This window comes from Siminovitchia terrae (assembly GCF_003605405.2).
Taxonomy (GTDB): Bacteria; Bacillota; Bacilli; order Bacillales; family Bacillaceae_C; genus Siminovitchia; species Siminovitchia terrae.
Genome location: NZ_QYTW02000039.1, coordinates 1 through 26,404, shown reverse-complemented (window position 1 = coordinate 26,404; position 26,404 = coordinate 1). Strand labels below are relative to the sequence as shown.

The 26,404-nt window shown below is 39.7% G+C and carries 29 protein-coding genes, 1 tRNA gene and 3 pseudogenes; 12 read left to right on the top strand and 21 right to left on the bottom strand.

Going from position 1 to position 26,404, the window contains the following annotated elements; genetic code table 11:
* Positions 1–439 precede the first annotated feature (439 nt).
* Together D5F11_RS27035 and D5F11_RS23895 are read right to left on the bottom strand one after the other, a co-directional pair.
* Complete coding sequence (locus D5F11_RS27035; protein WP_185830889.1) at positions 440–592, bottom strand: hypothetical protein; 153 nt, start codon at positions 590–592, stop codon at positions 440–442.
* 156 nt (positions 593–748) lie between these two features.
* Positions 749–2,221: a pyridoxal phosphate-dependent decarboxylase family protein gene (locus D5F11_RS23895; RefSeq protein WP_120118944.1), complete on the bottom strand. Its 1,473-nt coding sequence runs from the start codon at positions 2,219–2,221 to the stop codon at positions 749–751.
* Between the two features lie 1,069 nt (positions 2,222–3,290).
* Between D5F11_RS23895 and D5F11_RS23890 the strand changes: the two genes are divergently transcribed.
* Positions 3,291–3,974, top strand: coding sequence for a DNA alkylation repair protein (locus tag D5F11_RS23890; protein ID WP_120118942.1), 684 nt, complete (start codon positions 3,291–3,293; stop codon positions 3,972–3,974).
* Between the two features lie 206 nt (positions 3,975–4,180).
* On the opposite strand, the gene D5F11_RS23880 is transcribed toward D5F11_RS23890, so the two are convergent.
* The 6 genes and pseudogenes from D5F11_RS23880 to D5F11_RS27610 all read right to left on the bottom strand — a co-directional run bounded on the left by D5F11_RS23880 (position 4,181) and on the right by D5F11_RS27610 (position 6,999).
* Positions 4,181–4,999, bottom strand: coding sequence for an SPL family radical SAM protein (locus D5F11_RS23880; protein ID WP_120118941.1), 819 nt, complete (start codon positions 4,997–4,999; stop codon positions 4,181–4,183).
* Between the two features lie 35 nt (positions 5,000–5,034).
* On the bottom strand, positions 5,035–5,568 hold the full coding sequence (gene adaB / locus D5F11_RS23875) for a methylated-DNA--[protein]-cysteine S-methyltransferase (RefSeq protein WP_120118940.1): 534 nt from the start codon (positions 5,566–5,568) through the stop codon (positions 5,035–5,037).
* Position 5,569: 1 nt separating this feature from the next.
* A complete protein-coding gene (locus tag D5F11_RS23870) occupies positions 5,570–6,184 on the bottom strand; it encodes a bifunctional transcriptional activator/DNA repair enzyme AdaA (RefSeq protein WP_120118939.1) in 615 nt (204 codons plus the stop codon).
* An 80-nt stretch (positions 6,185–6,264) separates the two neighbouring features.
* Positions 6,265–6,591, bottom strand: a pseudogene (locus tag D5F11_RS23865) (2OG-Fe(II) oxygenase); the annotation flags it as partial.
* Positions 6,581–6,742, bottom strand: a complete 162-nt coding sequence (locus tag D5F11_RS27030; RefSeq protein ID WP_185830888.1) for a hypothetical protein — start codon at positions 6,740–6,742, stop codon at positions 6,581–6,583. The gene D5F11_RS27030 and the pseudogene D5F11_RS23865, both read right to left, overlap by 11 nt.
* Positions 6,743–6,750: 8 nt before the next feature.
* Positions 6,751–6,999, bottom strand: coding sequence for a 2OG-Fe(II) oxygenase (locus tag D5F11_RS27610; protein WP_245998311.1), 249 nt, complete (start codon positions 6,997–6,999; stop codon positions 6,751–6,753).
* An 806-nt stretch (positions 7,000–7,805) separates the two neighbouring features.
* Here D5F11_RS27610 and D5F11_RS23855 point away from each other — a divergent pair.
* Positions 7,806–8,228 carry a DUF4259 domain-containing protein gene (locus D5F11_RS23855; RefSeq protein WP_120118938.1) on the top strand — a complete coding sequence of 141 codons (423 nt, stop codon included), beginning with the start codon at positions 7,806–7,808 and terminating at the stop codon, positions 8,226–8,228.
* An 815-nt stretch (positions 8,229–9,043) separates the two neighbouring features.
* Here the strand turns inward: D5F11_RS23855 and D5F11_RS23850 are convergent.
* Complete coding sequence (locus D5F11_RS23850) at positions 9,044–9,598, bottom strand: delta-aminolevulinic acid dehydratase (protein ID WP_120118936.1); 555 nt, start codon at positions 9,596–9,598, stop codon at positions 9,044–9,046.
* Positions 9,599–10,184: 586 nt separating this feature from the next.
* Here D5F11_RS23850 and D5F11_RS23845 point away from each other — a divergent pair.
* The 4 genes from D5F11_RS23845 (at position 10,185) to D5F11_RS23835 (ending at position 12,136) form a co-directional block, all read left to right on the top strand.
* Positions 10,185–10,370, top strand: a complete 186-nt coding sequence (locus D5F11_RS23845) for a hypothetical protein (RefSeq protein WP_120118935.1) — start codon at positions 10,185–10,187, stop codon at positions 10,368–10,370.
* Positions 10,371–10,728: 358 nt separating this feature from the next.
* Positions 10,729–10,884 carry a hypothetical protein gene (locus D5F11_RS27025; RefSeq protein ID WP_185830887.1) on the top strand — a complete coding sequence of 52 codons (156 nt, stop codon included), beginning with the start codon at positions 10,729–10,731 and terminating at the stop codon, positions 10,882–10,884.
* 328 nt (positions 10,885–11,212) lie between these two features.
* On the top strand, positions 11,213–11,725 hold the full coding sequence (locus D5F11_RS23840) for a DUF3231 family protein (protein WP_120118934.1): 513 nt from the start codon (positions 11,213–11,215) through the stop codon (positions 11,723–11,725).
* A gap of 159 nt (positions 11,726–11,884) precedes the next feature.
* A complete protein-coding gene (locus D5F11_RS23835) occupies positions 11,885–12,136 on the top strand; it encodes a WGxxGxxG family protein (RefSeq protein WP_120118933.1) in 252 nt (83 codons plus the stop codon).
* Positions 12,137–12,300: 164 nt separating this feature from the next.
* On the opposite strand, the gene D5F11_RS23830 is transcribed toward D5F11_RS23835, so the two are convergent.
* Both D5F11_RS23830 and D5F11_RS28265 read right to left on the bottom strand, forming a co-directional pair.
* On the bottom strand, positions 12,301–12,498 hold the full coding sequence (locus D5F11_RS23830) for a DUF1064 domain-containing protein (RefSeq protein WP_244861935.1): 198 nt from the start codon (positions 12,496–12,498) through the stop codon (positions 12,301–12,303).
* A 10-nt stretch (positions 12,499–12,508) separates the two neighbouring features.
* A pseudogene (locus tag D5F11_RS28265) lies at positions 12,509–12,556 on the bottom strand (hypothetical protein); the annotation flags it as partial.
* A 128-nt stretch (positions 12,557–12,684) separates the two neighbouring features.
* Here D5F11_RS28265 and D5F11_RS27015 point away from each other — a divergent pair.
* Positions 12,685–12,849 carry a hypothetical protein gene (locus tag D5F11_RS27015; RefSeq protein WP_185830886.1) on the top strand — a complete coding sequence of 55 codons (165 nt, stop codon included), beginning with the start codon at positions 12,685–12,687 and terminating at the stop codon, positions 12,847–12,849.
* A 119-nt stretch (positions 12,850–12,968) separates the two neighbouring features.
* Here D5F11_RS27015 and D5F11_RS28260 read toward each other — a convergent pair whose 3' ends face one another.
* Positions 12,969–13,151 (bottom strand): YopX family protein, encoded by a 183-nt coding sequence (locus D5F11_RS28260; protein WP_120118932.1) that lies wholly within the window; start codon positions 13,149–13,151, stop codon positions 12,969–12,971.
* Positions 13,152–13,648: 497 nt separating this feature from the next.
* Complete coding sequence (locus tag D5F11_RS23820) at positions 13,649–14,548, bottom strand: 3-hydroxyacyl-CoA dehydrogenase (protein ID WP_120118931.1); 900 nt, start codon at positions 14,546–14,548, stop codon at positions 13,649–13,651.
* Positions 14,549–15,206: 658 nt separating this feature from the next.
* Between D5F11_RS23820 and D5F11_RS27605 the strand changes: the two genes are divergently transcribed.
* The 4 genes and pseudogenes from D5F11_RS27605 to D5F11_RS28255 all read left to right on the top strand — a co-directional run.
* Positions 15,207–15,422, top strand: coding sequence for a hypothetical protein (locus D5F11_RS27605; protein WP_120118956.1), 216 nt, complete (start codon positions 15,207–15,209; stop codon positions 15,420–15,422).
* 32 nt (positions 15,423–15,454) lie between these two features.
* Complete coding sequence (locus tag D5F11_RS23810; protein WP_120118930.1) at positions 15,455–16,282, top strand: DNA alkylation repair protein; 828 nt, start codon at positions 15,455–15,457, stop codon at positions 16,280–16,282.
* A gap of 209 nt (positions 16,283–16,491) precedes the next feature.
* Positions 16,492–17,436: a tyrosine-type recombinase/integrase gene (locus D5F11_RS23805; RefSeq protein WP_120118929.1), complete on the top strand. Its 945-nt coding sequence runs from the start codon at positions 16,492–16,494 to the stop codon at positions 17,434–17,436.
* Positions 17,437–17,456: 20 nt separating this feature from the next.
* A pseudogene (locus tag D5F11_RS28255) lies at positions 17,457–17,531 on the top strand (hypothetical protein); the annotation flags it as partial.
* 188 nt (positions 17,532–17,719) lie between these two features.
* Here D5F11_RS28255 and D5F11_RS23795 read toward each other — a convergent pair.
* The 7 genes from D5F11_RS23795 to D5F11_RS23765 all read right to left on the bottom strand — a co-directional run bounded on the left by D5F11_RS23795 (position 17,720) and on the right by D5F11_RS23765 (position 23,901).
* Positions 17,720–17,793 (bottom strand) — tRNA-Arg (locus D5F11_RS23795).
* A 71-nt stretch (positions 17,794–17,864) separates the two neighbouring features.
* The gene (locus tag D5F11_RS23790) at positions 17,865–19,310 is read right to left on the bottom strand and encodes an MDR family MFS transporter (RefSeq protein WP_120118928.1); all 1,446 of its coding nucleotides are present in this window, start codon (positions 19,308–19,310) and stop codon (positions 17,865–17,867) included.
* 90 nt (positions 19,311–19,400) lie between these two features.
* Positions 19,401–20,000 carry an XTP/dITP diphosphatase gene (locus D5F11_RS23785; protein WP_120118927.1) on the bottom strand — a complete coding sequence of 200 codons (600 nt, stop codon included), beginning with the start codon at positions 19,998–20,000 and terminating at the stop codon, positions 19,401–19,403.
* A complete protein-coding gene (gene rph / locus D5F11_RS23780) occupies positions 19,997–20,773 on the bottom strand; it encodes a ribonuclease PH (RefSeq protein WP_120118926.1) in 777 nt (258 codons plus the stop codon). The genes D5F11_RS23785 and rph overlap by 4 nt, the downstream gene beginning before the upstream one ends.
* A gap of 224 nt (positions 20,774–20,997) precedes the next feature.
* A complete protein-coding gene (locus D5F11_RS23775; RefSeq protein ID WP_120118925.1) occupies positions 20,998–22,089 on the bottom strand; it encodes a GerMN domain-containing protein in 1,092 nt (363 codons plus the stop codon).
* A 527-nt stretch (positions 22,090–22,616) separates the two neighbouring features.
* Positions 22,617–23,435: a glutamate racemase gene (gene racE / locus D5F11_RS23770; RefSeq protein WP_120118924.1), complete on the bottom strand. Its 819-nt coding sequence runs from the start codon at positions 23,433–23,435 to the stop codon at positions 22,617–22,619.
* 10 nt (positions 23,436–23,445) lie between these two features.
* The gene (locus D5F11_RS23765; protein ID WP_120118923.1) at positions 23,446–23,901 is read right to left on the bottom strand and encodes a MarR family winged helix-turn-helix transcriptional regulator; all 456 of its coding nucleotides are present in this window, start codon (positions 23,899–23,901) and stop codon (positions 23,446–23,448) included.
* A gap of 832 nt (positions 23,902–24,733) precedes the next feature.
* Between D5F11_RS23765 and D5F11_RS23760 the strand changes: the two genes are divergently transcribed.
* Positions 24,734–25,903 (top strand): MFS transporter, encoded by a 1,170-nt coding sequence (locus tag D5F11_RS23760; protein ID WP_120118921.1) that lies wholly within the window; start codon positions 24,734–24,736, stop codon positions 25,901–25,903.
* Positions 25,904–25,913: 10 nt separating this feature from the next.
* Here D5F11_RS23760 and D5F11_RS27010 read toward each other — a convergent pair whose 3' ends face one another.
* Positions 25,914–26,066, bottom strand: a complete 153-nt coding sequence (locus D5F11_RS27010) for a hypothetical protein (protein WP_185830885.1) — start codon at positions 26,064–26,066, stop codon at positions 25,914–25,916.
* Positions 26,067–26,404: the final 338 nt, after the last annotated feature.

Here is a 26,404-nt window from a genome sequence, read left to right as displayed (position 1 = left end):
ATTTCAAACCTAAAGAAATAGTTGTAAAAATTCTTAAGAATTCTTAAGTAAAAAAAACGAGCATATCAACACGCCCCTTACTGCCGTGCTGTCTGGTTCCGTATTTTGCTTTTCATGCATGATGTTATAAAAATTATTGTTCGTTGAAGAGCTCAGTCACTTGTACAGCCATTATCCACAATTAACCGCAAACAAGTAAGAATTGGCCAATGCAGAGAACCAAGCTAAACGTATGGCCGCTTACTTCTTAATTCAATGCCAGAACGATTTTTAAAGATGTATTTACAGCCTCTATTAAGAAGTTGTAATGGCTACTGACATAGCTGATTACTTTCTAGTTGAAGAGGAATTTGCACAATTCCGAATAAAATTAGTTTATAACAGGATAGTGGATGCTTTAGGCTTTAAGCCAAAAGTTTGGGTACCGTAGATTCAAGGCTTAATCAAATGCGCTTTGGCGTATTTGCGCCCAGATTTTATCGAGCTCCGCTCGATAAATTTCCTCTGAAAATCTGTGGCATCCGCCGGAAGCTTTAACTTTATTCAGCCGGGGTTTGAACCCCCACTGAATAGAATACCAATAGGCATTCATCTCACCACTTAAAGAAGTGGGAGATTTCTGCTGAATGAAGTTAAATTACTTATTTATGAAGTCATAAGACAATTCATTTCCCCAAAAAACAATGGGCTACCATAAGTCATTACTTGACTATTGGTCAGCCCATTGATGGTATAAAGTCTTCCTTGGTTATTGATTCAGCTCAGACCGTTCGGATGCCTCTTCAAAATATTTTGCTCTTGCTCCATTCAGCAACTGCATCAATACCATAATATCTTCCTCTGTTGTATCATAGTTCGTAATACAAGCCCGCAAAACTGGAGCCTTGTTTATTTTGTATACTGAAATCCATGCCTGCCCTGAACGTAATATCTCTTGACATATAAATGATGCGAAATTCGACTGGATCTTTGATGGAATATTGGAATCCGTAAAGCATACGACAGGCAATACGGTATCATTGACAACCTTCCAGTTTGAGCAAGCAAGCTCCTGGCGCAACCGATTGCCCATCTCTGTTTGGTGCTGCACTATGCTGCGATAGCCTTCCCAACCAGCCGTCACAAGCGATAAATATACTTTTAAACCGATAAACCTTCGCGACCATTGAATTGAATGGGTGAACGGATCAATAACATCCAGATCAGCCCCTTCTTTCGGCATATAATCTGCCGTGATACTGAATGTTTTATGTAAGATATCCTTGTGTCGTGTGATATAAATTCCCGCTCCCATTGGGACAGACATCCACTTATGCGCGTCGAAGGTAATGGAGTCCGCTCGGTCAATACCACGAAGTAGATCCCGCAGTTCTGGAGCAAACACGGAGGCTCCACCGTACGCAGCATCCACATGCAGCCACAGTTGCTCACGTTCAGCCAGATTTGCCATTTCGTTAATGGGATCAATCGCCCCGGTGCCGGTCGTTCCACCCGTCGCAATGATGAGAAAAGGAGTGTATCCAGCAGCGCGATCCACTTGAATTTGGTGATGAAGCGCATGAACATCGATATGCATATCAGATCCCGTCGTAATAATACGAAGGGAATCTGTACCCAGTCCGCAGGAACGCGCTGCCTTTACTAAGGAATGGTGGCTCTCTGCAGAGGCATACATGACGGGATGCGTGGGGAGCGACCTCAGCCCCCCTTTGGCATAAGATGGAAAACAATGAACTAGTGCGGTCAATACGGCCGTCAGATTTGCTTCCGCTCCCCCCGTTGTAAATGTTCCATCTGCTGTCTCTACTGAATAACCAAATTTTGAAGCTATCTCTTTCAATACATAGTTCTCCATTTCGACCGCTACAGGCGCATGGCTCCAGGCTGCAAGCTGCGGATTGAATGCTGCAGTAATCGTGTCCGCCATAATTCCCATGAAGTTGGGCCGCGGATTATACAGGCCGAAATATCGCGGGTGTGGCGTATGCACCTGGTATTGCCTTAATCCCTCCAGTATATGATGAATCGCCTCGCGCGCGCTGACGGGATGCTCAAAAGATAATTTACGTGCGTGTTCTGCAACCGCATCCACGCTGAGTTCAGGTGAGACACGACCCCCGCGTACGTGGGTCATATAGTCATTGATTTGTTCCAACAGATAGGTTCCAATGTCCATGCGTTCATCCATTTCAAGATTAAGAATTGAATTATGCTTCATCATGTGGAAAATGCATCCCCCTTCATCTTGTGAAATTTCATTGCTGATTCAGATTATACACTCGCAGAACTCGGGTGTACGCATTTTCGAATGAAACCGCAAGATTTCGAAACAATCTCTTTCCACTTGGGCGGCGCACGCCAGTGACGGCAGCCGAAATGAACAATCCACCATAAAATTTGAAACGTGAGCAAGCTTCTATAGATAGTCCCTTTGAGTAGGAATTATCGGCTTGATTGTATTAAATATTGGCTTAGCGTATATTTTCGTTAAAATGTTGGCGGGAACCCTATATGAAAAATCGTTTAGCGTAGGAAAAGCAAGTCTATTCATTCCAAAAATTGTATTAGCTTGGGTTTTACGTCAAAATGTTGGTGCTACCCCATAATGTCCGCTAATGCTTGTGATAGATTTATAAGCGTATATCGGCTGTACCCCAAATACAAGAAATTACACTTTTTTTATTTTTTGGGGTACCACCAGCTTAACGCGGTTTTACAACGTTAAGGAGATTTTTTAATCAAATACGCCTTGGCATATTTGCGCCCAGATTTATCTGAGCTCCGCTCGATAAATTCCTCTGAAAATCTGTGGCGTCCGCCGGAGGCTTTAACTTTATTCAGCCGGGGGGTGAACCCCCACTGAATGGAATATCAATAGGCATTCATCTCACCACTTACAGAAGTGGGAGACTTCTGCTGAATGAAGTTAACAATTGTACTCGATTATGAAGAAAGTATTAGTCATATTCGACTGATAATATCTTTTCATATGGCATCCCAAATAACTGTATTGAATTATTATTTGAATAACAACGTTAAAGTTGTAATTGCAACTTGTATTTTTGTATTTCAAGGTTTAGTGTTGTTCCAAAGAGTTTTTTACTAGTCATCTTTTATTTCTCCAGTATTATTTATACAAGCCATATATAAAAGTAACTAATAAAATTATTTCGATATCTTGCTGTTATATTCATCTCTTGGATTTTTCAAAAAAAAAATCTGTTATAGTAAAACTTTTAGAATAACGACAAAGCCTAGTTTATCGAATTCATGAAAACAGGAGTGTAATAATGGAAGATCCAATTAGAAAGCAAATCTTTGAACTCATTGATACAGACTATCAGAAGTTTTCGGCCGCACTTATACCTACCATTAACAATGTATTAGGTGTTCGGCTGCCTGAGCTTCGTAAAATAGCAAAAAAAATTGTAAAGGGTGACTGGCGCACTTACCTTGAAACTGCAAAAGATGAATATTTTGAGGAAATCATGCTGCAAGGCATGGTCATTGGTTATGTTGAGACGGATATTGAAGAAATTCTTTCTTATGTGGCTTCGTTTGTACCAAAAATTGATAATTGGTCGGTATGTGACAGCTTTTGTACAGGTCTAAAATTTACAAAGGAAAATAAGGAGCGTGTATGGGGGTTTTTACAACCATATCTGTCTTCTAAGAAAGAATATGAGCTACGATTTGGAGTGGTTATGCTCCTAGACTTCTATATTGAGACTGAATACATCAACAGGGTGTTAATCCTCCTGGATCGTGTAGAGCATGAAGGGTTTTATGCCAAAATGGCGGTAGCTTGGGCTGTCTCTATATGTTATGTAAAGTTTCCCGATTCGACAATGACATATTTGGGAAACAACACACTCGATGATTTTACTTATAATAAAGCCTTGCAAAAGATTACAGAATCTAATCGTGTGGATAAGGAAACTAAAAGTCTCATCCGCAGTATGAAGCGGAGATAGGAAAGTAAAAAGGAGCCAATGAAATTGGAACAACATGAAAAAGAAGTTAGTTTATGAATGTTTACGTCTTTCGTATCATTGCAATTTCTCTTTCTTCCACGTCGCATATTTTTCAGATAAACAAACGGCACACGGCCTAAAACCTGCCGAGATCGCCGTCTGTTAATCGGCAAAAAATACACGGTGTTTTATATATCCTCCTTTCGCTATGGCTCGAACCCCGACTGACTAATAAAAATCTGTTTTTTCAAAAATCTATTCAAAAGTCTCTTATATACTTTTTTATAGGCTTGAGGGCCATACCATTCTTCTAAACCAAGTTCAGCGTATTTTTTTTCAATTCCTAGTTTTTTTGTGCGTTTTCCTCCACTACCATCGCCCATAAAATAGTCATCAATACATATCCGATTGACAAATGGTTTCAATTTATCAGGAAAATATTCCCCACTCGGTAATACGGGGGCTATTGCAACTTGGGTTGGAATTCCTGCCTCTGCTAATTTTTGCAATGCCTTAAAGCGTGCCTGAATAGGAGGTGCCTCTGGAGTAAAATGTTTACGTATCGTTTCCGAGTCCGTCTCAATGGTTATACTTACCCGGACTCTGTCTTTTAAGTGCTGTAGCAAATCGATATCTCGACTTACAAGTGGGCTTCTCGTCTGCACTAATAAGAAGTCAGGAGGGTCATCTACCATAACTTCTAATAACGATCGCGTCACTTTTTCTTTATGTTCTATGGGTTGATAGGGGTCCGTGCTGGATGACATAAAAATCGTAACTTTCCCTTTTGCTTTCTCTCTACGGAGTTCTTTACCGAGTAAAGCTGCTGCTCCGTACTTCACATCAATCCAATTTCCCCATTCGCCTTCTCGAAAAAGAGATACGGGCATTTGGCGTACATAACAATAGGAACACCCAAATGAACACCCCGTATAAGAATTGAGTGAATGAGTATATCCCGAAAGAAATCCTGTACCTCTATTAAGAATGGTTTTTGGTTTTTTGTAGAATAATTCACTTTTCATAGGGAGACCTCGCTTCCAATCATTATACAGGAATTTTACTTATTGCTGGATGACCCCTGTCTTTCCATATCCAAAAGCTTTGTCTTCATTTCTAACCCACCACGATAGCCGGTTAACGCTCCATTCTTTCCAACTACACGATGACATGGAACCGTGATTAAAACTGGATTAGCTCCAATGGCTGCCCCGACAGCACGAACAGCTGCTGGTTTGTTAATATAGTTTGCTATGTCGGAATAGGTCCTTGTTTGTCCATACGGAATCTCACAAAGTGCGTTCCAGACGGCAAGCTGGAAGACTGTCCCATTGTAATCAAAAGGAACCGTAAAGGTTTGCCGTTTTCCTTCAAGATACTCAATGATTTCAACCGCATAAGGTTCAAGCTTTTCTTCATCTTCAACTAGAGGACTTCCCTGAAAGCGTTTCTTAGCCCATTCAGACAATTCCCCGAATGGTTTTTTCTGTGAACCAACAAACACAAGCCCCTTAGATGTCGAAGCTATATAAAAATTCCAATCTTTATACTTTAGCAAAAACCAATAAAGTGTTGGTTTATTCTCTGATTTCATTTTAAAATTCCTCCGTTTTCTTCATTGACCAATATAATTCACGATATTGTGCTGGTGTATGTCCGGTTTTCTTTCTAAATAGAGTAATAAAATAGGGCGTGTTAGGCATTCCTACACATATGGAGATATCCGCAATCGCTTTATTTGTTTGAATCAGGTACTTTTTAGCTACGTTTAATCTAACTTGTTGTATATACTCAACTGGCGTGATGCCTGTAATCTTTTTAAACGTTCGATGCAAATGATAGGGACTTCCATGAGCTATATCTGCTAATGTTTCTAGTGTTAATTTTTCAATGAAATTTTTATCAATGTATTCAGTGATAAGAGCAACCCACTCACTATCAGGCAATTTCTCATTAGTAGGCTTGCAACGTTTACAAGGGCGGAAATTTGCTTGGAGAGCTTGTTCTGCATTTTGAAAGATACGTACATTTTCCTTTTTCGGAACGCGAGATTTGCATGACGGTTTACAGAAGATCCCTGTGGTCTTTACAGCATAGAAAAATTGATTATTATACGATGCATCATTGTTAATAATTGCTTGCCATTTTTTATCTGTCATCATCCCATAATCATGATTATCTTGAAATCCAATATTGGCACTGTCCGTCATTTACCTCACCTCTCCTTACATTTTACACCCTGTAAATTAGTACGTATAAGAAAAAAGATAAAATAGCAAGATAGTGAAATTTATTTTGAATCATGGAAAATAATCCCCAGACCAAATCGTTCTCCAGATGTAACCGTACTTACCCCATGTCGAACCGTATTTTTGTAATAGCCTTTTTTACCAAGGACAGGTCTATGGTTAGTAGGAAAAATAAGCGCACAACCTTGTTCTAAAGTTATTACATGCCCCCTGCTCTGAGCACGTGGGATTTGTTCCACTAATAGGGATTCACCGCCGCAAAAGTCTTTATCTCTTTGATTTAATACAAGGACTACTTGAAACGGGAAAAATACGTCTCCGTATAAATCTTGGTGCAAGCAATTAAACCCACCTTTTTCATATTTTAGAAATCAAATGCACCTTGGCGTATTTGCGCCCAGATTTTATCGAGCTTCGCTCGATAAATTTCCTCTGAAAATCTGTGGCATCCGCCGGAGGCTTAACTTTATTCAGCCGGGGCTTGAACCCCCACTGAATGGAATACCAATAGGCATTCATCTCACCACTTATAGAAGTGGGAGACTTCTGCTGAATGAAGTTAAAGGTGTTGGTCTTGTTTGTTCATATTCTTCACATGTTTTTAAAAAATCTTGAAGGTTATCTGGAAATAGTTCAGGTTTCTTCAAGTAACCCAACCATCTATTTGCAGTTTTGGCCAGCTCTGGATAAAAAGATTCTCTTAAACTTTGGATTACTTCAGGTAATGGGTATGAAAAATATTTATATTCTCCATTCCCAAAGCGATATCTCGTCATATTGATTGTCGTTCTGTATGACTCTCCTTCGTTATAAAGCCCCATGAAAGATTCACATTCATCCTTTGTTAAAATGGGGGGGGAGCTTTGCAAATCCGTTTTCATCTAATTCGTTTTGAATGGATTCCCAATTTAGGCTTTTTATTCTAGTTGGTATATCTTCGATCATTTTCATCTCTCCCTAATCGTGATACCTAACACTATAACCTCATACATTAGAAAAAATAAGACTATTAGAATGTAATAGCAAGATAACAAAATGAATCAAGATGATTATGTGATAAAGTAAAACTCCATTAGTATCCGTTTTTTGCTTCTAATTATTTTCGAATCCATATAGGGAATTGCAAAAAGGGAAGGAGAATGAAAAAATGACAGAGAATGAAGTCAATGATGATATTATTATTACTCAACTTTCGCGGCTTAAATTAACTAATAAACCCTTGATGTATCAGGGTAAATCGGCTATCCATTCGTGAGCTGACACCGCACCGTCTGTTTGCTGCGTTTGTTCGATGTCCACCTGGGGCGTTTCCGTTTCTCTTAAGAGGTAAGAATTGTGACTGAACACGAGGTTTTTGGTGATTTTAGCATGGTGTAACGATTGTTTAACTTGTTTTTTTACGTAGAAAAAAGGCTATCGGCGCAGTAAACAGGACGCCTGCAATCGTTCCCTAACCTCAATCCAGATCCGTTAAAATGTCGGATCTTTAATGAATATTAAGAACAAGTCAAAAAATGCAATATTTCCCTTCCAATTCGTGTTAAGATAGTACAATACAAAAAGAAAGGTGAGAAATATTACGATGGGATCGTGGGGAAAAGCATCGCTGGAAAGCGACGAAGGACTTGATGTTCTTGATGCGTTAATCGAATATGCAATGGACCGTAAGTCCGTCAAATTGAAGGATCTAATAGCCCACTACAGAAAGTTGGGATTACTCGCGGAGGATCCAGAAGAGGAGGATTTCCTTTACGACAATACAGCCATTGCTCTGGCTGAAATTGTATGCGCCTATATCGAAAACGGCAAGACGAAGTACGAGGAATTAAGCGGCTTGAAGGAGATTATCTGGGAAACAGAAGATCTTCTCGAGTTGAAGCAATTAGTTCAGCAAGTACTGGATAATAAAGGCGGAGAACGCGAGCTGTATGAACTGAGAGATGGAGATTCGGACTGGATTAAACATATAGAAAATGTGGTTCGTATTTTATCGAAGCCGCTATAAATGTTGGACAATGAACGCCAGATGCTGCCGCTTAAAGCGGCCGATTGCATCCTATTACAAGTCGCATAACGCGGATTTTTTTCGAAAAGCGTTCGCTATAGATGTTTAGGTTTGAGGAATTGCTCAATAAAGACAGGAACGTTACAAAAATCTTTTGGAACGAGGAACTAGTAAATCTCACTTTCCACACAAGATTGTGTTTGCTGGAGGAAGCATTGGAAATGGACGAAAGTATTTTAATCATAGAAAATGAAACCTTCCTTGCGAAAATCTTTTGTTTGTAAAAGAGGGCTTTTCGGCCAATCTGAACTAACCGAAATAATGAGTGACATGGATACTTGATCCTGTGTAAAATTCGTGTGAAAAAAGTTTCTTTTTTTAAGAACAAGAAAAACGTCGTTAATCATTGATATATCAATACTTAACGACGTTTCCTTTTTTAAAAAATCGTTATCAAAATTATTCCCATGACGTCCCAGGAGGACGTACTTTATTCCTGGCAAAACCCTTATATATCAATATTTTAAAGATTTAATGTGTAAAAAATGTGTGAAATGAAATCAAAAGTGTAAACTAGACATCTAGTAGTTTCTCTTAGTAGATAAATCTATCACTTTACCATCTTCATTCAAATACTCTGCATTAGCCTCTCATACTCAATCCAACTTACCATTTGAAATGATGTCTCTAAAGTAAACTTCGATCTGCATTTCTTCTGTATATTCATGTTTATTAAAAGAGAAATAGTACATCTTAAATGAATAAGTGTGCCATTTGAATTTACTTTTCATGTTTACTAGTATGATTTTTATTTCTTAGGCTGAATAAATTTTATATAGAGAGGTTTCTTGGTCGATAGACTTTGCGATTTCAAATGCTTCTTGCTGACTCTTTTTATTATTTATAATTTCATACATAAATCTAATAATAAACATTAAATTAGAGTTACCATCAATATAATCATCAGGACCTATATAAGAATGGCATCCACTTTTAAGAAATGCTTTTGCTAATGATTCTTCCCCTAAAGTACAACCTGCTGCAATAACCTTTACGCCTTTCAATTTTGAAAATCGCAGTACATCTTTAGCGTCAAAAAACTCCCCCCTTGGCTCGCCAGGCTCATAGATGTCCTCACCTAATTCATTCATGCAAAATCTGCCTTCATCACCATGGAAGTTTAATATTAAATAATCCATTTTATCTTCGCGGTCTTCACCAGATAACACATCTACAAGATCATTTGGTCTTCCTAACCAATGCATAGTAACCCTTGCCCCAAAGTATTCAAGTGTTGACCGTAATGCATAGGATTCCCCATCACAATCCGGACCCACGGCTAAACTAACATATAACTCAGGTTTACTCATCTATATCCCCTTTCCAATTTTCTTAGAGGCGTTTCTTTTCACTTTTCAATCCAATATTTAGTAATTTTGCGGAAATCAAGATGCTTTCTTTGTGACTGTGCAGCTGAATGGATTTAACTTACTCTGCTTTTGCTGTACCCGTTCACCCTGAGTAGGGACATCTTACATCCAAAAAGCGAAAACATCTTAACTCAATTAGTAGGGTATTATTTTCTTAGAACAAAAAAACATAATTAGATTTTTGAACACCATGCCTATCTTCACAAATGTTCGAATTATCCTATAGTCCCCTGAATAACCTGATGCAGATTAAATTACCAAAAGTAGGATTGCCCCCCTAAAATAAATTCTCATATCTTCGCTGGTTATCGAATTTAAAATTACAACAAGAACTATGACTAAAAAATGTTGCCCTTATCAATCCATCAACTGCCCCATTTGGTGAATTATTAACTTGAATTTTTCTCAAAGCTAAAGAACACTTTATCTTCGTGAGTTCTCTCATCAAGTTTAATAAAACCGCAATTTGAATACAACTTTCTTGTTGGTTTTTCATTATTCTTCATAAGTAAAGGAGGAATCATCAATGTTTGAAAAAGGACAACTCGTACATGTTGCAGATGTCGAAAGGGTAAAGCAGGAGCCATTAATGGAAAATCTGAATGATCTATTAGTTCCTTTGCCTGAAGACCGGGTGAAAGCATACGAAGTATCTGGCCCTCCTAATTCGCCTAAAAATAACAGCCCTAATTTAATACAGAAAATCTGCTAGGGGAGGATGCTCCCCTTTTTGGGATCACCGCCTTGTTTCTCCGTACAGTGTATTAATCTTCTACTACTTCCAAACAATTAACTGAAAATCCACCAGTTTTACCTTCAAGTAGACTTACCTTTTGCCCGTACCCCAAATCCCAAGGCTTGCTTCTTGTAACCCAAATATTTTCGGGGGTTTTCTTTGCTTCATAACAATTAACCATTTGTTACTTTTGTTCCAATTTCCATTTCCTTTTCTTCTTTCTCTACTGCGCATTTTGTATCAATTATGAGATCCTTATTTCTTTATACAGAACCCTTGAATATAATTTTTATTTTTTAGAATCATAAATACTAAAACAAGAAGCTTGATAAGTATGAATACTAAAAATTTAAATAGAGATAAACCTAAAGTAGCACCTGGCATGAATACTCATGATCCCCTAGAAAAGAAAGCAACTAAAAAGGAAATTAAACAAGGCGATTTTACCGAAGTAACTCGACTTTTTATTGATAGAACACCAGAGGATTAAATCAAATGCGCCTTGGCGGATTTGCGCCCAGATTTTATCGAGCTTTTCTCGATAAATTCCCTCTGAAAATCTGAGGCATCCGCCGGAGGCTTTAATTTATTCAGCCGGGGTTTGAACCCCCACACTATGCATGCATCTCACCACTTACAGATGTGGGAGACTTCTGTTGAATGGGATCACCGCTTGTATCCTGATAAAATTCTTAATATGCTAGTTTTCTTTTTATAAAAAGTGAATATTCCCTGCGAACAGTCGCACACTATTAATTGGTACTATTTCCTTATTAAAGGAGAATTTGATGAAAACCAATAGGATAAGGAGTGCGATTATGGGAATTTTAAGTGGAAACCCCCAAGATGAACCGATGCATTATGGAGAAGTATTTGGAACCTGGACTTACCTCGTTACAAATTATGGATGTTTGATTACATATCAAACTTTTATCAATCATGCAGGTGACGATGATTTAAAAAGGTTATTGGAAGAAGGTATCCAAGCTATTAAATCCGAAAACCAACAAATTGAAGATTTATTAAAGGCTAATGGTGTAGCCCTTCCTCCATCACCGCCAGAAAGACCTGTAGCAAATTTAGAAGATATTCCTGCGGGAGCACGTTTTAACGATCCTGAAATTAGTGCAGCCTTGGCCATGGATGTTGCAAAAGGTCTCGTGGCTTGTAGCACGATTATGGGACAATCCATTCGTGAAGATATCGGTGCTATGTTTGGTCAATTCCATATGAATAAGGCATCACTTGGTGTTAAAGTGCTGAAACTAAACAAAGAAAAGGGCTGGTTAGTTCCTCCACCACTTCACCTAAATACCCCAAACCAAGAATAAGGCTTTCAGCTAGGAGATATCCTAGCTTTTTTAATTTCTTCAGTTCCAAAAAATAAGCCGATTATTAACCCCTTTTTTATAAATAGAAGGACCTATCATGAATAATTTTTTTTTGCATTACAAACATTAAAGTTATTATCATTGATTGGAGGAAAAATAGTGTTTAAAAAAATTCTGTATTCATCTTTTGCCCTATTGTTTAGTTCCGTGTTGTTTGGAATGTCAATTGGACATGCGCAGGACCCAACTATTGACAATCAAGAAGCTAGTAGCGATGTCACACACATAGCTCAAAATGACGATAATGTTAATAACGTTAATAACAACGGCGATAATGATATGGATTGGGGTTGGATTGGTTTGGTTGGTCTGGCCGGTCTTTTTGGATTAAGAAGAAACGATAGAAAATAACTGAATAAACCAATTCCAATCTGAGAAAACCGGACAAGAATAGGATCCCATCGGGATTCTTTTCTTGTTCTTTATTCACTTAACCCCTTTATTTTTCGTTTTGAGTATCGTTACAACCTGCCTGTACTTGTCACCTTTTTGCCCGGAAGAATAGAATCTGCTTATTAGCTTCCAGCCACTTTAGTAGTTGGTAAATACTTTGACTCTGCGATGCTGTCAAAAACATGGCCGTCAATCTCGACCTTTTTATTTCGGTATTTATTCTGCTTGACCTTCCGTATCTTCCGGTACTCCGCTACCGACATCCTCTGCCCTATATGCTCCTCCTTTGCTCCTGAACCTTTTATAACAGACCGGGCCATAACCGCGGTCACGACTCTTGGTGTCTTTTAGTGATCGTCCGCATCTGCTGCATTGCATTCAAGTCACCCCTTAACAAACACACGACGGCTACCCATGCCAGACCGTAGTTTCTTTTGAAAAGATAAATTATTTATTGAATCTTACGTAGCGTTATATCTTATACTCCTTACTAGGAGGTGATCGTAATGAAAAAATATTTTCAATGGAAAAATATCATTATTGGTAAGATTGACAAAAATCATCCTCAATCAGAAGAAATCAACAAATCATTAGATAAAAGTTTTACCTCTGTTAGCAAAATGATAAATGAAATAACATCATTTACTGACTGCAAACGTAATCAACCATAGTTTATGACGGGCACTTATTGGTGCCCTTTTTTTATAGACTATGTTCATTTGAATTCCTTCAAAAGCCCCGGATTATCATAGCTGTTTCCTATACTTCTCCGTATTCAGGTTCAAATGTTTCATCTGCACAACATCCATAACCGTCGTCTTGCAAAAGAAAACCATCCAGCACGATCTTCATCAAAAGCAACTACGAAAACCAGCTCTTGTGGTCCATTCCACCAAATATCTCCCTTATAAATCTCCGTCATATTTTTGTCTTTACGGCCAATGTATTGGCCGACTGTCTTCGAGTCTACGATATGAAAAAACCAGTTTCAACTTACATCAAATTCGGAGATTTTACCACAATATCTGAATGCAAATTGCTGATTCGTCCATGGTTCTTTCCCACTTCAACTATACATATCCTGATGAAACGAGGCTATTACGTAAAGAGTCAGCCAATTTGAATCGCCTATAGGCAAAATAGAAGAATCCGCCATACCCCGTTTGATTGACCGATTGCCCTAACGGTTGATATGACAGACTTTATTCGTGTTAGCGTCCCAGGAGGACGTACTTTATATCTAGCAAAACCCTTATATATCAATGTTTTAAAGATTTAATATGAAAAAAATGTGTATCTACATTAGCTTTTTCCCACTCAATGCAGAAATTTTTATGTACAAATAGGGTGGTAACTCCAACATTTAGTATAAAGCCTTAATTATAAAATTCGAGGCTTCCCAATTTAGGAAATGCCTCGAATCATTTTGTTCAACAAATATTTTATTGTATCCTAAAATAGGGTAATTTATTATACCTCTAAAAAATCAGGTTGATTAAAACTAGGATTCGGATATTTATAGAAACCTTCCCCTACTGATCTTCCTAACTTTCCTTTGTCAATATACTCTTTCTTTAATAAATTTGCCACCTTTTCGATTTGCACATCACCTGTCGCTTTTGCTTTCGCAAGGGTAATATTATATGCTGTATTAATACCAACGATATCTAAAATAGCAAAAGGCCCTAGCGGTGAACCTGTAGCAATCATCCACGTTTTATCAATCGTTTCAACATCAGCTACTTCTTTCGTTAACAGCATTTGTGCAGCATCCAACAAAGGAACAAGTAGAGAGTTTAGAATATAACCAGGTTGCTCCTTATATAAAGGCAAAGCTACCATCCCAATTGCTTTTGCGAACTCAATAACTTCATTAAAAATATCCGAATCAGTTCCTTCATGCTTCATAATTTCCGCTGTATTATTTTTCCAAATTTCATTAGCGAAATGCAAAGCAAGAAACTTTTCAGGTCTCCCAGTAGCTTCAGCAAATTGACTCGGTAATAAAGTAGATGAATTCGTTGTAAAACGGGTTTTATCTGGAGCAACTTTTCCTAACTCCTCGTAAAACTTCATTTTAATATTAACTACCTCCGGAATCGCTTCGATAACTAGGTCTGCATCTGCGACCGCTTTTGATAAATCAGCACTATATATAATACGATGGGAAGTATCGGCAAGCTCTTCCTCGGTCGCTCCTAAGTCACTTTTATAGATTGGCTTTAGTCCTTCGATTCTTTTTTTGGCATTCTCAATTGCTTCTTCATTGATATCATAAATACAGACATTAAATCCCTTAAATGCAGTTTGAAATGCAATCTGACTTCCCAAAACTCCACTTCCGGCAACAACAACATGTTTGTAGTTCATTTTTATTCTCCTTCTAAATTGTTCAATTCTTATTCGTAAGATTTTCTATTGACTACTCTGTCCCCTAGTATATTCCTTTTGGATAATAAAACAAGGAAAATACATATTATTACATTTCATTGAGGCATGATGAACTTTGTTCCTCCTTTAGCATTAAAAACTCTTGTTAAACTGTTCTGGTAGTTGGTTGAAGCTTTTGTTCGGTGTGAGGCAGTAGAAACTACTGTTGAAGATGGAATTTTAAACTTTAATACTGAACAATTCAGTTCTGAAGCTATACAACTCATGAGCATAAGTTTTCCAGCCTGTGTCGGTGCAATAGGAAAAAACTTAGACATGGTCTGTTGGGCCAGTTTAATCCAAGGGGTTTTTGTTGCATGAAATAAAGTTGCTTATAAAATATAACCTATGTTATTCAGATTATTTAACAAGGATATTGTTTTAATTAGTGGAATAACCATATTTTAAAAGGTGGGTAGCTTACGATGTTTTTAAGTCCTTTGCTAATTTCTCTAATACCAGGGTTTGTTATATTATTGGTTACGTGGTGGTTTAAGAGAATGAATTTTCCTTTGTTTGCACGGATAATACCTGGAATCTTAACGGTTATAGCTAAGAAAGAAATATAGACCTTATGATGAGGGTGATCCTGGTGAAAATTAAAATCGGCCTCCGTAAGCCTAGCCTCAGGCGCCGCATCGGCGCCCGCACAAGTATCAAAAGACAGGTTGTCCATCGGGCTGGGCTAAAGAAGCCGCGGGGTTATGGATGGGTGCGGGACCCTAAAAAGTATGTTTATAACAAGGTGTATCAGCGTACCACATTTGATATATTTAAATTGATTAAAAAATTACTCAAAAAACAAAAAAAATAAACTTATATGTGATTACTAAGGAGGAACACTTAATGCTTGTAAGTGAGGAGATTTTAAATAGAAAAGGGGCTAGAAAGGTTAGTGACATCCCTGACGAAGTTTTGATCTTATTGAATCAAGGAAGAATAGAGAGCGTTAATCTAACCGAATGGCTCGCTGTTAATCATATTTCTTTATTAAAAAATGTTTTGCCATCAATAGGTTTAGAAAATAAGTTAGAATCTATTTTATCGGAAGTAGTGAATCAAAACACTGAATATGGAATGAAAGCTATACGTTTGATCGGGAATTTAATAGATGAAGCTATGATTGAAAAAAGTGATAGAGAAAAAGAGGATTTAGCAAAAAAATTCTCTCATCATGTATCGGATAGTGTTCGCTGTTGGGCAGCTTATTTGAATAAAAATTACAATTTATCTTTAGAAGAAAAATTGGCGTACATCCACCCTTTCGCTGCGGATCATCATTTTGGTGTTCGGGAAATTTCTTGGATGTCTATCAGGAAGGACCTTTCACAACATATTGATAAGAGTATAGAACTGTTAACGGAATGGGCACAAAGTAATGATGAAAATATTCGTAGATTTTCTATAGAGGCTATTCGTCCTCGTGGAGTATGGACAAAACATATTGAAATCTTAAAACAAGAACCTAATAAAGCACTCCCTATTCTTGATCTACTAAAATCAGATCCATCCAAATATGTTCAAGATTCTGTAGGAAACTGGTTAAATGATGCTAGTAAAGCTCAACCAGAATGGGTACTCAGCCTGTGTGAAAAGTGGACAACAGAATCTGATACAAAAGCTACAGCAAGAATAGTTAAGAAAGCCAAAAGAACATTAGTAAAGGACAATTGAATACATTACATGCAAAACATGATTTCTACACAATAATCTGAACACCCAATAAAACAAGCCCGGCCAGCGCCGGGCTTGTTTTATTACCAATCACAATCTTCGTGCTCGTGTCTACGCCTGCGCTCTCACGCGTTAGAATTTAATCTTGGCGGGCTGATCACCCGCCTATTTAAAAGAAAGGAGACAAACCAATGGCAAGTTTTTGAAAAGTGTCACCAGGTAAATACAAGCTCACCGTCGAACTCGGATATGTAGGCGGTAATAGAAAAAAGAAAAATAAAACAGTTGCAGCTAAAAACGATACTGAGGCAAAGAAAAAGTTAGTCCTTTTTGAAGCTAAGGTATTGTCAGGCAACTTGATAGACTCAACCAACATGACGCTAGAGGGTTTTTATCCAGAATGGAAAGAAAAATATGCAGTAGATCATTACGGAGAAAAAACACTTAAAGAAACCGAAAAGATTATAGACAAAAGAATCCTTCCCGCCTTTGGTAGCTCAAAAATGGTAGATATAAAGAAAATTCATGTAGTTGATTACTTTTCTGATTTAAAGAAAGATGGAAAGCGCCTGGACGGTAAAAAGGGGAAGCTGTCTCCTTCAACATTAGACAACATTTATAAAGCTTTTAATAGCATAATGAAAGTCGCAGTTGAGTGGGAGTTGATTCCAAGCAATCCATGCGCTAGCGTTAAGCTTCCCCCCATTAAGCATAAGAAGGAAGACGTTTATACAGTGGAAGAAACTAAAAAACTATTCGACCTCTTGGAAAAAGAAGATCCAATATGGCAATTAATTGTCCAATCAGCTGCTGTACTAGGTGCTCGCGAGGTAGAAATTGCTGCGTTGGAAGGTAAACACTTAGACTTTACCGATAACTCCATAACAATTGAACAGGCATTTGTGGTAATCGAAGGAAAGGGCTTAGTTTTAAAATCTACCAAAACAGATCAAACAAGAAAGATATCCGTTCCAGCTGACCTTATGAGAGCACTTAAAAAGTTGCGGTTAATTAAACTTGAACAACAAATGGAAATGAAAAATCTTTGGAAATGGGAAGACCATTTATTTCTTTTTTCCGATGAATATGGACAACCCTATAGGCCAGACTCCATTAGCCACGTTGGGCAAGATTTTTCAATAAAAAACCAGTAAAAAAATTAAAGTTAAAGAAGATACGGTTCCATGATCTGCGTCATACTTCGGCAACGATTTTAATTAATAAAGGGGTCCATGCTAAAGTTATTCAAGAAAGATTGGGGCACTCGCGAATCAGCACAACCATGGATATTTATGGCCATGTGTTAAAGGAGGCTGATCAAGGTGCAGCTGCTCATTTCGAAGAATTGTTCAAGTTAGTATCTTTTTGGAATTCAAAAAGCAAAATGCATAAATATAAAAAACCTCACAATCCGCATGATTGCAAGGTTTTTAGTAGCGTCCCAGGAGAGATTCGAACTCCCGACCCACAGCTTAGAAGGCTGTTGCTCTATCCAGCTGAGCTACTGGGACATATTATTTTTAAAGACATTCTTTATTATAGGGCTGGCGCTTCGGAAAGTCAATAGTTTTTTGCAAAATTATTATTGATTCTTTACCTTTTGGCCAGCCAAAATTTTGTTTTCGCCAGATTGGCGTTTTTCTCTTAGTAAAAGTGTTAGGGGTACTGCGATAATCAGCGGAATAAGCGAAATTAAAAATACATCTCCCGCCGCTGCTGCAGAGGCTGCGCTCAAATCTCCCCCCGTTTCCAATCGGATGTTGGATCGGTAAGCAAGCAAGCCGGAGAACAGCGCAATCGACAATGAGGCGATACACTGACGTGTCCAGTTGTTCAATGCTGAGGCGTATCCAGCAACTTGAAGAGGAACAGCCGACATCCCTACATTGATGATTGGCATATTACAAAGAGCAATTCCCAAGTACCGAATAGATGTCCAAACAATGACGTAGAGAGCAGTTGTTTCGATGGTTAGCTCTCCCATCATAAAGGTCCCTATGGCCATAACAATCAAACCGGCCATGATCAACGGCAATGGCCCAATCTTATTATACAGCTTTCCTGTGATTGGCGTAAAAAACGCCATGACAAAGGCTCCTGGCATCATGATGAGTCCTGTATGGAGCGCTCTCAAATTCAGTGAAGTCTGCAAAAAGATGGGAACAAGAAATGCTCCCGCGTACAACGCAATCGACAAAATGGCATTTAAAATAATTCCATACGCAAATCTGCGATGCTGAAACACAGAAAAATTTAAAAGCGGAAACTCTATCTTCAATTCCCTTTTTACGAATAAAAGAAGTAAGAACGCTCCTGTTCCAACTAAAGATAATGTTTTGACATCCGTCCATCCCCATGTTCCTGCTTTTGCAAAAGCAGTTAACAGTAGGATACTTCCTCCGAAGGAAAATACCAATCCCCAGAAATCGAATGGTGTTTTTTCTCCCTTATCGGTATCCGGAAGGAATTTGACTGCCGCGATAATGGCCCCTGCGCTCACTGGAAGATTGAAATAAAACAACGCCCTCCAGTCAAAAATGTCGATAAGAAAACCTGCCAGAACCGGCCCGACTGCAGGAGCTAATGCTGAAGACAGACTCCAAAGGCTTATTCCATAAGCTTGCTTGCTCTTGTCAATCGTTTGATAAATGAGCGTCATGGTTGCAGGCATCATGATGCCGCTAAAAACGCCTTGTACCATCCGCGCTATAATCAGCATTTCTATCGAACTTGATAAAATGCAAATGACTGAAAACAGGAAAAAACCTGATAAAGCGGCAATGTAGACTCGTTTGTAGCCAAAGCGTGCTCCGAACCAGCCTGCTGAAGGAGCCGCTGCACCTGCGGCAAGCATAAACCCCGTAACTGTCCACTGGGCTGTCGGGAGATGGGTTGAAAATTCTCCCATGATGGCAGGCACTGCGATGTTTACAGTTGACGTGTTCATAACCGCCAGAAAATTTCCAAAGAAAACAGCAGAGATGATGGACCAAAATGCTTTTTCGCTGCTTCTGACTTCATTTGCCACCTTTTCACCTGATTTCTAATACGAACTAATCGTATTTTAACAGAATATGAAGCTCAGGTGTATCAAAGCGCATTTTCCCAACTGTCAGCTTTACTTGAAAGAAAGTTTTTCGATGTATGGCTCTAGATTTTTCATAGCAGCCGCACGATGGCTCAGTTCATTTTTCCTTCCGGGAGTCAGTTCTGCCATTGTTTTTCCTTCAGTCGGCACGAAAAAAATGGGATCGTACCCAAAACCCTCGGAACCTCTGCGTTCATTCAGAATCTTGCCCTCACAAGTGCCGCTAACAGTAACAGTTTCAAAGCTGGGACCCGCTATAGCAAGAGCGCAATAGAAGCGTGCTGTCCTTTCTTCTTCATTGATCGCTTCCATTTCATCCAAAACTTTATCAATATTATCTTCATCATTTTTCCCTGCCCCTGCATACCTGGCAGAAAATACGCCTGGCCTTCCATCAAGGGCATCGATCACCAACCCGGAATCATCCGCCACAGCAATTGAATTGGCAAGTTGGGCGATCGCCTCCGCCTTGATAATGGCATTCTCTTCGAATGTTTCACCTGTTTCTTCAATGTCTGCTACATTCGGAAAATCAATCAATGTCTTTACTTCCATACCATATTTTGAAAACAATTGCTCGAATTCCTTAGCCTTACCTTTATTTTTCGTTGCTATGATAACGCTTTTCATGATTGTTTTTCACTTCCTGCTGAATCTTCAGGTTTTGAGCCGATCTTTTCAGCCAATGCCCCAAGAGCTTCTTTTTGAATGGTTGATAACTCCTTCATTCCTTTTGCAGCCGCAGCAAGCATTTCCTGAAGTTGATTGGCTGTAAAAGTCGATTCTTCTCCAGTTCCCTGCAGTTCGACGAACTCTCCTGATCCGGTCATCACTACATTCATATCAACTAAAGCTGCGCTGTCTTCGATATAATTCAAATCCAAAATAGCGCCAGCCTCTTCAATAATTCCTACACTTGTTGCTGCTAGAAAATCTGTCACTGGGAAAGACGGCAATTCTTTTTCCTCGACCAGCTTGGCAACTGCCATCGTCAAGGCTACAAATGCACCGGTGATCGAAGCCGTTCTTGTTCCTCCATCTGCTTGGATGACATCACAGTCAATCCAGATGGTCCTTTCGCCAATCGCTTCAAGGTCAACAACTGCACGAAGGGCTCGTCCAATAAGCCGCTGAATTTCCATCGTTCTTCCTGAAACTTTTCCCCTGGAAGATTCCCTGATATTCCGCGTTTCCGTTGCCCTCGGCAACATGGAATACTCCGCTGAAATCCATCCTTTTCCTTCCCCTCTTAAGAAAGGTGGTACCCTGTCTTCGATACTTGCGGTACATATTACTTTTGTGTCTCCCACCGTAATCAAGACAGAACCTTCCGGATGCTTCAAATATCCGGTTTCAATATGTATGTTTCTTAATTCATCTGCTTTTCTTCCATCAACACGCAATGACAAATCCTCCTTAAAATACGCGTTTAAAAGGTTGCCAAACTAAAAGCAATAAGGGCGAGACGGTATAGTTTATGCTTTTAGATACAGAAACAAGCAATCGATGAGATTCGCCGCTTTATATTTGGTGACCTTTTAAACATCCTTTTAAAAAACAATAGAGGCGGCATGACCTAAATGCCGGCCTCTTCAAGCTTATCTATAGTATAACAAATCTCTTGTAATTAATAACGCACAGCGTTAATTTTTTCTGGTCGACTTACTGGAGCGGTAAGCGGCTCGCCCTTTTCATTCGCCAATCCAGCTTTTCCATCCACTAGAACCGAAACACTTTTAATGTCTTTTTGTTCTGTCAAAGATAGAACAAGGGATTGCAGGGCTGCATCCGTTATAATGCTCTTTTCGTCACTGCCAAAAATAGATTCATTAAAATTTAATGTAGCAACCCCTTCTTCCACTTTAGGGGATTCTAACAGTTTCACATCGCCAGTTAATGCACTCGCCAATCCTTTCATCATTCCTGGTCCATCTGCCAATTCCTTAACCACCGCAGCAACATCATCCTGTTCTTTATTGGAAATACGACGGGTGACCGGCACATAATAAACTTCATCATCAGCCTGCGCCAAATAATAAACAGTCACGGGGCGAGTATTCGTAATATCCACTGCCGTAGAATCATCCATATTGATTCCATCTTGACGTGAAAGGCCCTCTTCTCCGATTGGTGTTCCATTTACTGGCATTTCATTCAATTGGTGTCCATTCATTCTTAATTCCACAGACTTCACGGATTCAAATTGTGTCAGGGTCCAGGTGACAGCCTGTAATATTTTCTTTTCATCTTTTGCATCGTAGGTCGCAAATTCCTCAGAGAAATCAACAATCGCTTTCCCATCTTTTATATCCACATCCATCGTTGTGCCTGCTGGAAGGACTGTTCTGAAACCATTAGGCAAAATTTCAGCTACTGGGCCATCAGCAACAAGATATTCCATGACCTGTTTAGCTGTACTTTCTGTTTTGGGAAGAGGAAGTGTCTGGGATACAACCATACCATTACGGTCGATCAAGTAAAGATCACGCATGACAGTATCCGCTTTTTCTTCCCCTGTTGTTTCTTTATCTGATGTTGTTTCTTTATCAGACGCTGTTTCTTCAAGTGTATTATCCAGGTCCTCACCTTCTTTTAAGTAAGTTACATCCTGAGGCGGATCCAGTTTCTCCTTCCCTTTACCGAAAAGACCGCAGCCAGATATGAACGCACTTGCTGCCAGAATCACAGCAACTGCGGCTATTTTCGCCCGTTTACACATTTGTACCCCTCCTAGAACAGTTTGTACTTTCATGTATACGAGCCGTATGTTTCATTTAGACCGCTTGACTTTATCTTTTTATTAAGCTCTTACTCAGCCGCGTTAAATCAGGTAGATGAGGACTGGAAAATTGGCCACGGAAGGGGTTTCGCACGATAATTCTGGAGTTCGCACGATTATCTGGATTTTCGCACGATAATTTCGGAATTCGCACGATTTTCTCGAGTTTCGCACAATAATTCCGGAACTCGCACGATTCTGGAGTTTCGCACAATAATTTCGGAGTTCACACGATTTTCTCGAGTTTCGCACAATAATTTCGGAGTTCGCACGATTTTTCCGTTTTTCGCACAATAATTTCGGAGTTCGCACGATTTTCCTGTTTTTCGCACAATAATTCCGGAACTCCCACAATAATTCCGAGTACCACACAACCATTCAGATTTTCGCACACTTACAACATAGCGACGCTTCCCCTACGAGACCTAAAACAAAAAGCGCCGCGGTTTTCCCACGGCTGCTCACGGTCAGCTTGGCTGTGTCAAATATTTGCCAAGCTTGGCGGAATGGATCTGCATTTCTGTACTTTTGAGCCAATCCGATGCTATTTTTTTAAAGATTTCTATCGAACCTGTTGTAAAGAACTGGTGATTGGGCGGTTCCAGGTCCGTATTTCTCATATTTTTATAATGTAAAATGGTACTTACTTCCCTGGCTGTTTCCTCACCTGAACTGATGACCTTAACCCGAGGGCCCATCTCCTGCTCAATCAGGGAACCAAGCAAAGGATAGTGAGTGCAGCCAAGAATCAGTGTGTCGATGCCGCTTTCTTTTATCGGCATTAATGCCTCCTTGACTACCTTTCTGGCAACCTCGCTATGATACTGAAAGCTTTCAACAAGCGGGACAAACTTTGGGCAGACGAGCTGTGTCACTTCCACTTCATGATTGATTAGGGACAGTTCCCTTACATAAGCCTCACTTCTGACGGTTCCCGCGGTACCGAGCACTCCTACTCTGCTGTTTTCTGTCACTTTTAGAGCTGCCCGAGCGCCCGGTGAAATGACTCCGATGACCGGTATGGGGAGCTGTGAGCGGATTTCATCCAATACGGCGGCTGTCGCCGTATTGCAAGCGATCACTAACATTTTAATATTAAATTTCCTTAAAAAGGAAGTCATTTGCCAAGTAAATTCCTTTACCTCTTCTTCGGGTCGGGGACCATATGGGCAACGGGCTGTATCACCGACATAATAAATAGTTTCATTAGGGAGCTGTCGCATGATTTCCTTTGCAACTGTCAGCCCTCCGATACCCGAATCCATTACTCCTATAGCCTCTTTCAATACAAACGCCTCATTCTTTTTTCATTTCTTGATGTAATTTAGCCAAGCTGCCTTTTAAAGCCATAGCTTCCTGTTCCGAAAAATCTCCGAAGACATCCTGTAGATATTCCTGTCTTTTCTTAATCACTTCATTGATGATGATTTCGCCCTTTTTTAATAAGTGTATGCGAACGACACGCCGGTCTTTCGGGTCTTTTACCCGCTCAACTAGTTCTTTTTTCTCCATTCTGTCAATCAAATCTGTCGTTGTACTACATGCTAAAAACATTTTATTGGATAATTCACCGATTGTCATGTCTCCATCTTCAAAAAGCCATTGAAGCCCGATGAATTGTGGCGGAGTGATAGCATAGTCCGCTAACAATTCTCGCCCTTTTTGCTTTAAGATAACAGATATGTACCTCAAGTCTTTTTCAAGCTCTGCGATTAATTCGTCATTATGCCAGAAACCCGATTCATCATTCATGATTTAGTGCAACTCCCTGTACCCTTTTATATGCATTGTCACCTTTTTTCGTCAAAAAAACAAGAGGGCATTGGCGAATTTCCTCTCATGTTCGGTGATAGGGAAGCATAAAATCAAATACAGTTTTCATTTAAAAATGTCCAGCTTCGACGTACAAAAAGCCCCTCTTCAAGCGAACGACAGGACAAGGAAAGCTTCGGCAGCGTTACATCGCACGAAGGAAAAGCGTAAGCTTTTTCGAGGATGTCGCGTACTGAGGACCACCGACGCCACAGCGAAAGAATCACCGTGCCGAAAAGCTCCCCCATCAAGGTTCGTCTTGAGCTTTTATTTCCAAAAACCACTATCGTTAGAAATTACATGCCATACGGGAGCAGACAATCACTTTTCTGATCTGCATCAATTTGACGGTTGTTTGTCTTCCTACCACACCCTTTCCGTTATGAAAGGCTGCGGAATTTTTGGGTCCGTGAATGCTTTTCACTGAATGTGGCAAAACGTTCTTCAGCCCGAAGTTAGTCAGGTGAGAAGCTTTCTGATAGAAAGATCCATAGAGCAATGCTTTATCTACTATAGCAATTCTTTTCCTCATATTTTTTTTGACTGTTTTTCCCGTCTTCTCGGATATGTAACCCGTTACTAATATAAATTTTTTACTCACTCAAAAACTTATCTGTTTTTTTCTTTTCATTTTTATAAACTTGAAATCGCAAAAAGCCTTATGCTAACACCCGTCATTGATTCGATGTTAATATGAAGTGAAAAGCTATATGGGCAATCGTTCATTCGGGCCCTTTCATCGGAGATTCATTGAGACTGGAGTGGACTTGGTTTGGATACGAAAAAAGCGTTACCTATACTATTTGCTGTCATGTTCTTCGTCATGGTTGGATTTGGGATTATCATTCCTGTCCTGCCGTTTTACGCAGAAGAAATGGGAGCATCCCCTGCAGAGCTTGGTCTGTTAATGGCCGTGTATTCATTAATGCAATTACTTTTTGCACCCATGTGGGGCAGAGTTTCCGACCGAATTGGACGGAAACCGGTCATGATGATCGGTATATTCGGATTGGCCATATCATTCTTCATGATGGCACTTTCCTCCTCTCTATGGATGCTGTTTGTAGCTAGAGTTATCGGAGGTTTCCTTTCATCTGCCAACATGCCGACGGTTATGGCATATGTAGCTGACATCACATCGGAGGAAGACCGTGGAAAAGGAATGGGAATCATTGGTGCATCGATTGGCTTGGGCTTTATATTGGGGCCTGCTATCGGAGGGGTCTTTTCCAAAACAAGCTTAAACATGCCATTTTATTTATCTGGATTTTCCAGCCTCCTTACATTCGTTTTCGTTTTGTTACTCTTAAAAGAATCTTTGCCGCCAGAGGAAAGAGGAGAACACAGAACGAAAAGAACACCGTTGCGCAAAGCTTTGCGCGGCCCGATCACTGTTTTGTATGTCTTACAATTATTCACATCCCTTTCTCTAGCTGGCCTTGAAGCGACGTTTGCATATTTTGCTGCGAAAAAAGCTGGACTGGGTACCGTTCAGTTGGGATACCTGTTCATGATCATGGGACTTGCGGGAGCTATTGTTCAGGGCGGCTTGGTTGGAAGAATGACGAAAAAGTATGGAGAGGGAGCGGTCATCCAGATTGGAATCGTGGTTTCAGCCATCGGCTTCGGATTAATCCTGCTCGTAGACAGCTTTACGACGGCTGCTGTCTACCTTACAATCTTCGGAATCGGAAATGGAGTCATCCGCCCAAGCGTTTCTGCCTTACTGACAAAGACTTCTACGGCAGGTCACGGGAGCACAACCGGGTTGTTGTCATCGTTTGACTCTTTAGGAAGGATTGTCGGACCACCCCTGGGAGGCTGGCTGTTTTCAATTTCAATCGGGTTCCCCTACATTTCAGGGTTCATCATCTCAGTCTTTACATTTCTGATCTATCAATTCTACAAAGCTAGATCGAATAAAGTGCATTCTATCTCATAATCTGAACCTATTAATCAAATGCGCCTTGGCGTATTTGCGCCCAGATTTTATCGAGCTCCGCTCGATAAATTTCCTCTGGAAATCTGTGGCATCCGCCGGAGGCCTTAACTTTATTCAGCCGGGGTTTGAACCCCCACTGAATAGAATACCAATATGCATTCATCTCACCACTTACAGAAGTGGGAGACTTCTGCTGAATCAAGTTAAAACAAGCCTGACAAGTTCAGGTTTGTTTTCTTTATAAATACAGGCAAAAAGTCCTATTTTTCCATTTTATAGTTTCTTTTCCATTTTAGGGGGTATCTAAATACTAACCTCAACTATGTTCTCCACATCAATAAATTTAACTGCCTCATACAAAACATATGGCAAAGTTGTTGAATGGCTGCCTGCACTCCGTCAAATTGAAAGCGGTTCACCCGCTTTTGTGTCCTTCCTCCATGATATTCAATAGTCTCTCGGCATTCGCCGAGTTAGATGGGTCAAAGGATCTCTTGACCC

Excerpts from the sequence above, each read along its gene's own strand:
- D5F11_RS23855 (WP_120118938.1), top strand. The coding sequence starts at position 7,806 with ATGGGATCGTGGGGAAAAGCATCGCTGGAAAGCGACGAAGGACTTGAT.
- D5F11_RS27010 (WP_185830885.1), bottom strand. The coding sequence starts at position 26,066 with ATGAATGCATATTGGTATTCTATTCAGTGGGGGTTCAAACCCCGGCTG.
- D5F11_RS27025 (WP_185830887.1), top strand. The coding sequence starts at position 10,729 with ATGAATACTAAAAATTTAAATAGAGATAAACCTAAAGTAGCACCTGGC.
- D5F11_RS23870 (WP_120118939.1), bottom strand. The coding sequence starts at position 6,184 with ATGACGGACAGTGCCAATATTGGATTTCAAGATAATCATGATTATGGG.
- D5F11_RS23890 (WP_120118942.1), top strand. The coding sequence starts at position 3,291 with ATGGAAGATCCAATTAGAAAGCAAATCTTTGAACTCATTGATACAGAC.
- D5F11_RS23820 (WP_120118931.1), bottom strand. The coding sequence starts at position 14,548 with ATGAACTACAAACATGTTGTTGTTGCCGGAAGTGGAGTTTTGGGAAGT.
- D5F11_RS23845 (WP_120118935.1), top strand. The coding sequence starts at position 10,185 with ATGTTTGAAAAAGGACAACTCGTACATGTTGCAGATGTCGAAAGGGTA.
- D5F11_RS27035 (WP_185830889.1), bottom strand. The coding sequence starts at position 592 with ATGAATGCCTATTGGTATTCTATTCAGTGGGGGTTCAAACCCCGGCTG.
- D5F11_RS23785 (WP_120118927.1), bottom strand. The coding sequence starts at position 20,000 with ATGAAAAGCGTTATCATAGCAACGAAAAATAAAGGTAAGGCTAAGGAA.
- D5F11_RS23850 (WP_120118936.1), bottom strand. The coding sequence starts at position 9,598 with ATGAGTAAACCTGAGTTATATGTTAGTTTAGCCGTGGGTCCGGATTGT.
- D5F11_RS23880 (WP_120118941.1), bottom strand. The coding sequence starts at position 4,999 with ATGAAAAGTGAATTATTCTACAAAAAACCAAAAACCATTCTTAATAGA.
- D5F11_RS27015 (WP_185830886.1), top strand. The coding sequence starts at position 12,685 with ATGAAAAAATATTTTCAATGGAAAAATATCATTATTGGTAAGATTGAC.
- D5F11_RS23765 (WP_120118923.1), bottom strand. The coding sequence starts at position 23,901 with ATGAATGATGAATCGGGTTTCTGGCATAATGACGAATTAATCGCAGAG.
- D5F11_RS23840 (WP_120118934.1), top strand. The coding sequence starts at position 11,213 with ATGGGAATTTTAAGTGGAAACCCCCAAGATGAACCGATGCATTATGGA.
- D5F11_RS23830 (WP_244861935.1), bottom strand. The coding sequence starts at position 12,498 with ATGGCCCGGTCTGTTATAAAAGGTTCAGGAGCAAAGGAGGAGCATATA.
- D5F11_RS23810 (WP_120118930.1), top strand. The coding sequence starts at position 15,455 with ATGCTTGTAAGTGAGGAGATTTTAAATAGAAAAGGGGCTAGAAAGGTT.
- D5F11_RS27610 (WP_245998311.1), bottom strand. The coding sequence starts at position 6,999 with ATGACGAGATATCGCTTTGGGAATGGAGAATATAAATATTTTTCATAC.
- D5F11_RS23775 (WP_120118925.1), bottom strand. The coding sequence starts at position 22,089 with ATGTGTAAACGGGCGAAAATAGCCGCAGTTGCTGTGATTCTGGCAGCA.
- D5F11_RS23895 (WP_120118944.1), bottom strand. The coding sequence starts at position 2,221 with ATGATGAAGCATAATTCAATTCTTAATCTTGAAATGGATGAACGCATG.
- D5F11_RS27030 (WP_185830888.1), bottom strand. The coding sequence starts at position 6,742 with ATGAATGCCTATTGGTATTCCATTCAGTGGGGGTTCAAGCCCCGGCTG.
- adaB (WP_120118940.1), bottom strand. The coding sequence starts at position 5,568 with ATGAAATCAGAGAATAAACCAACACTTTATTGGTTTTTGCTAAAGTAT.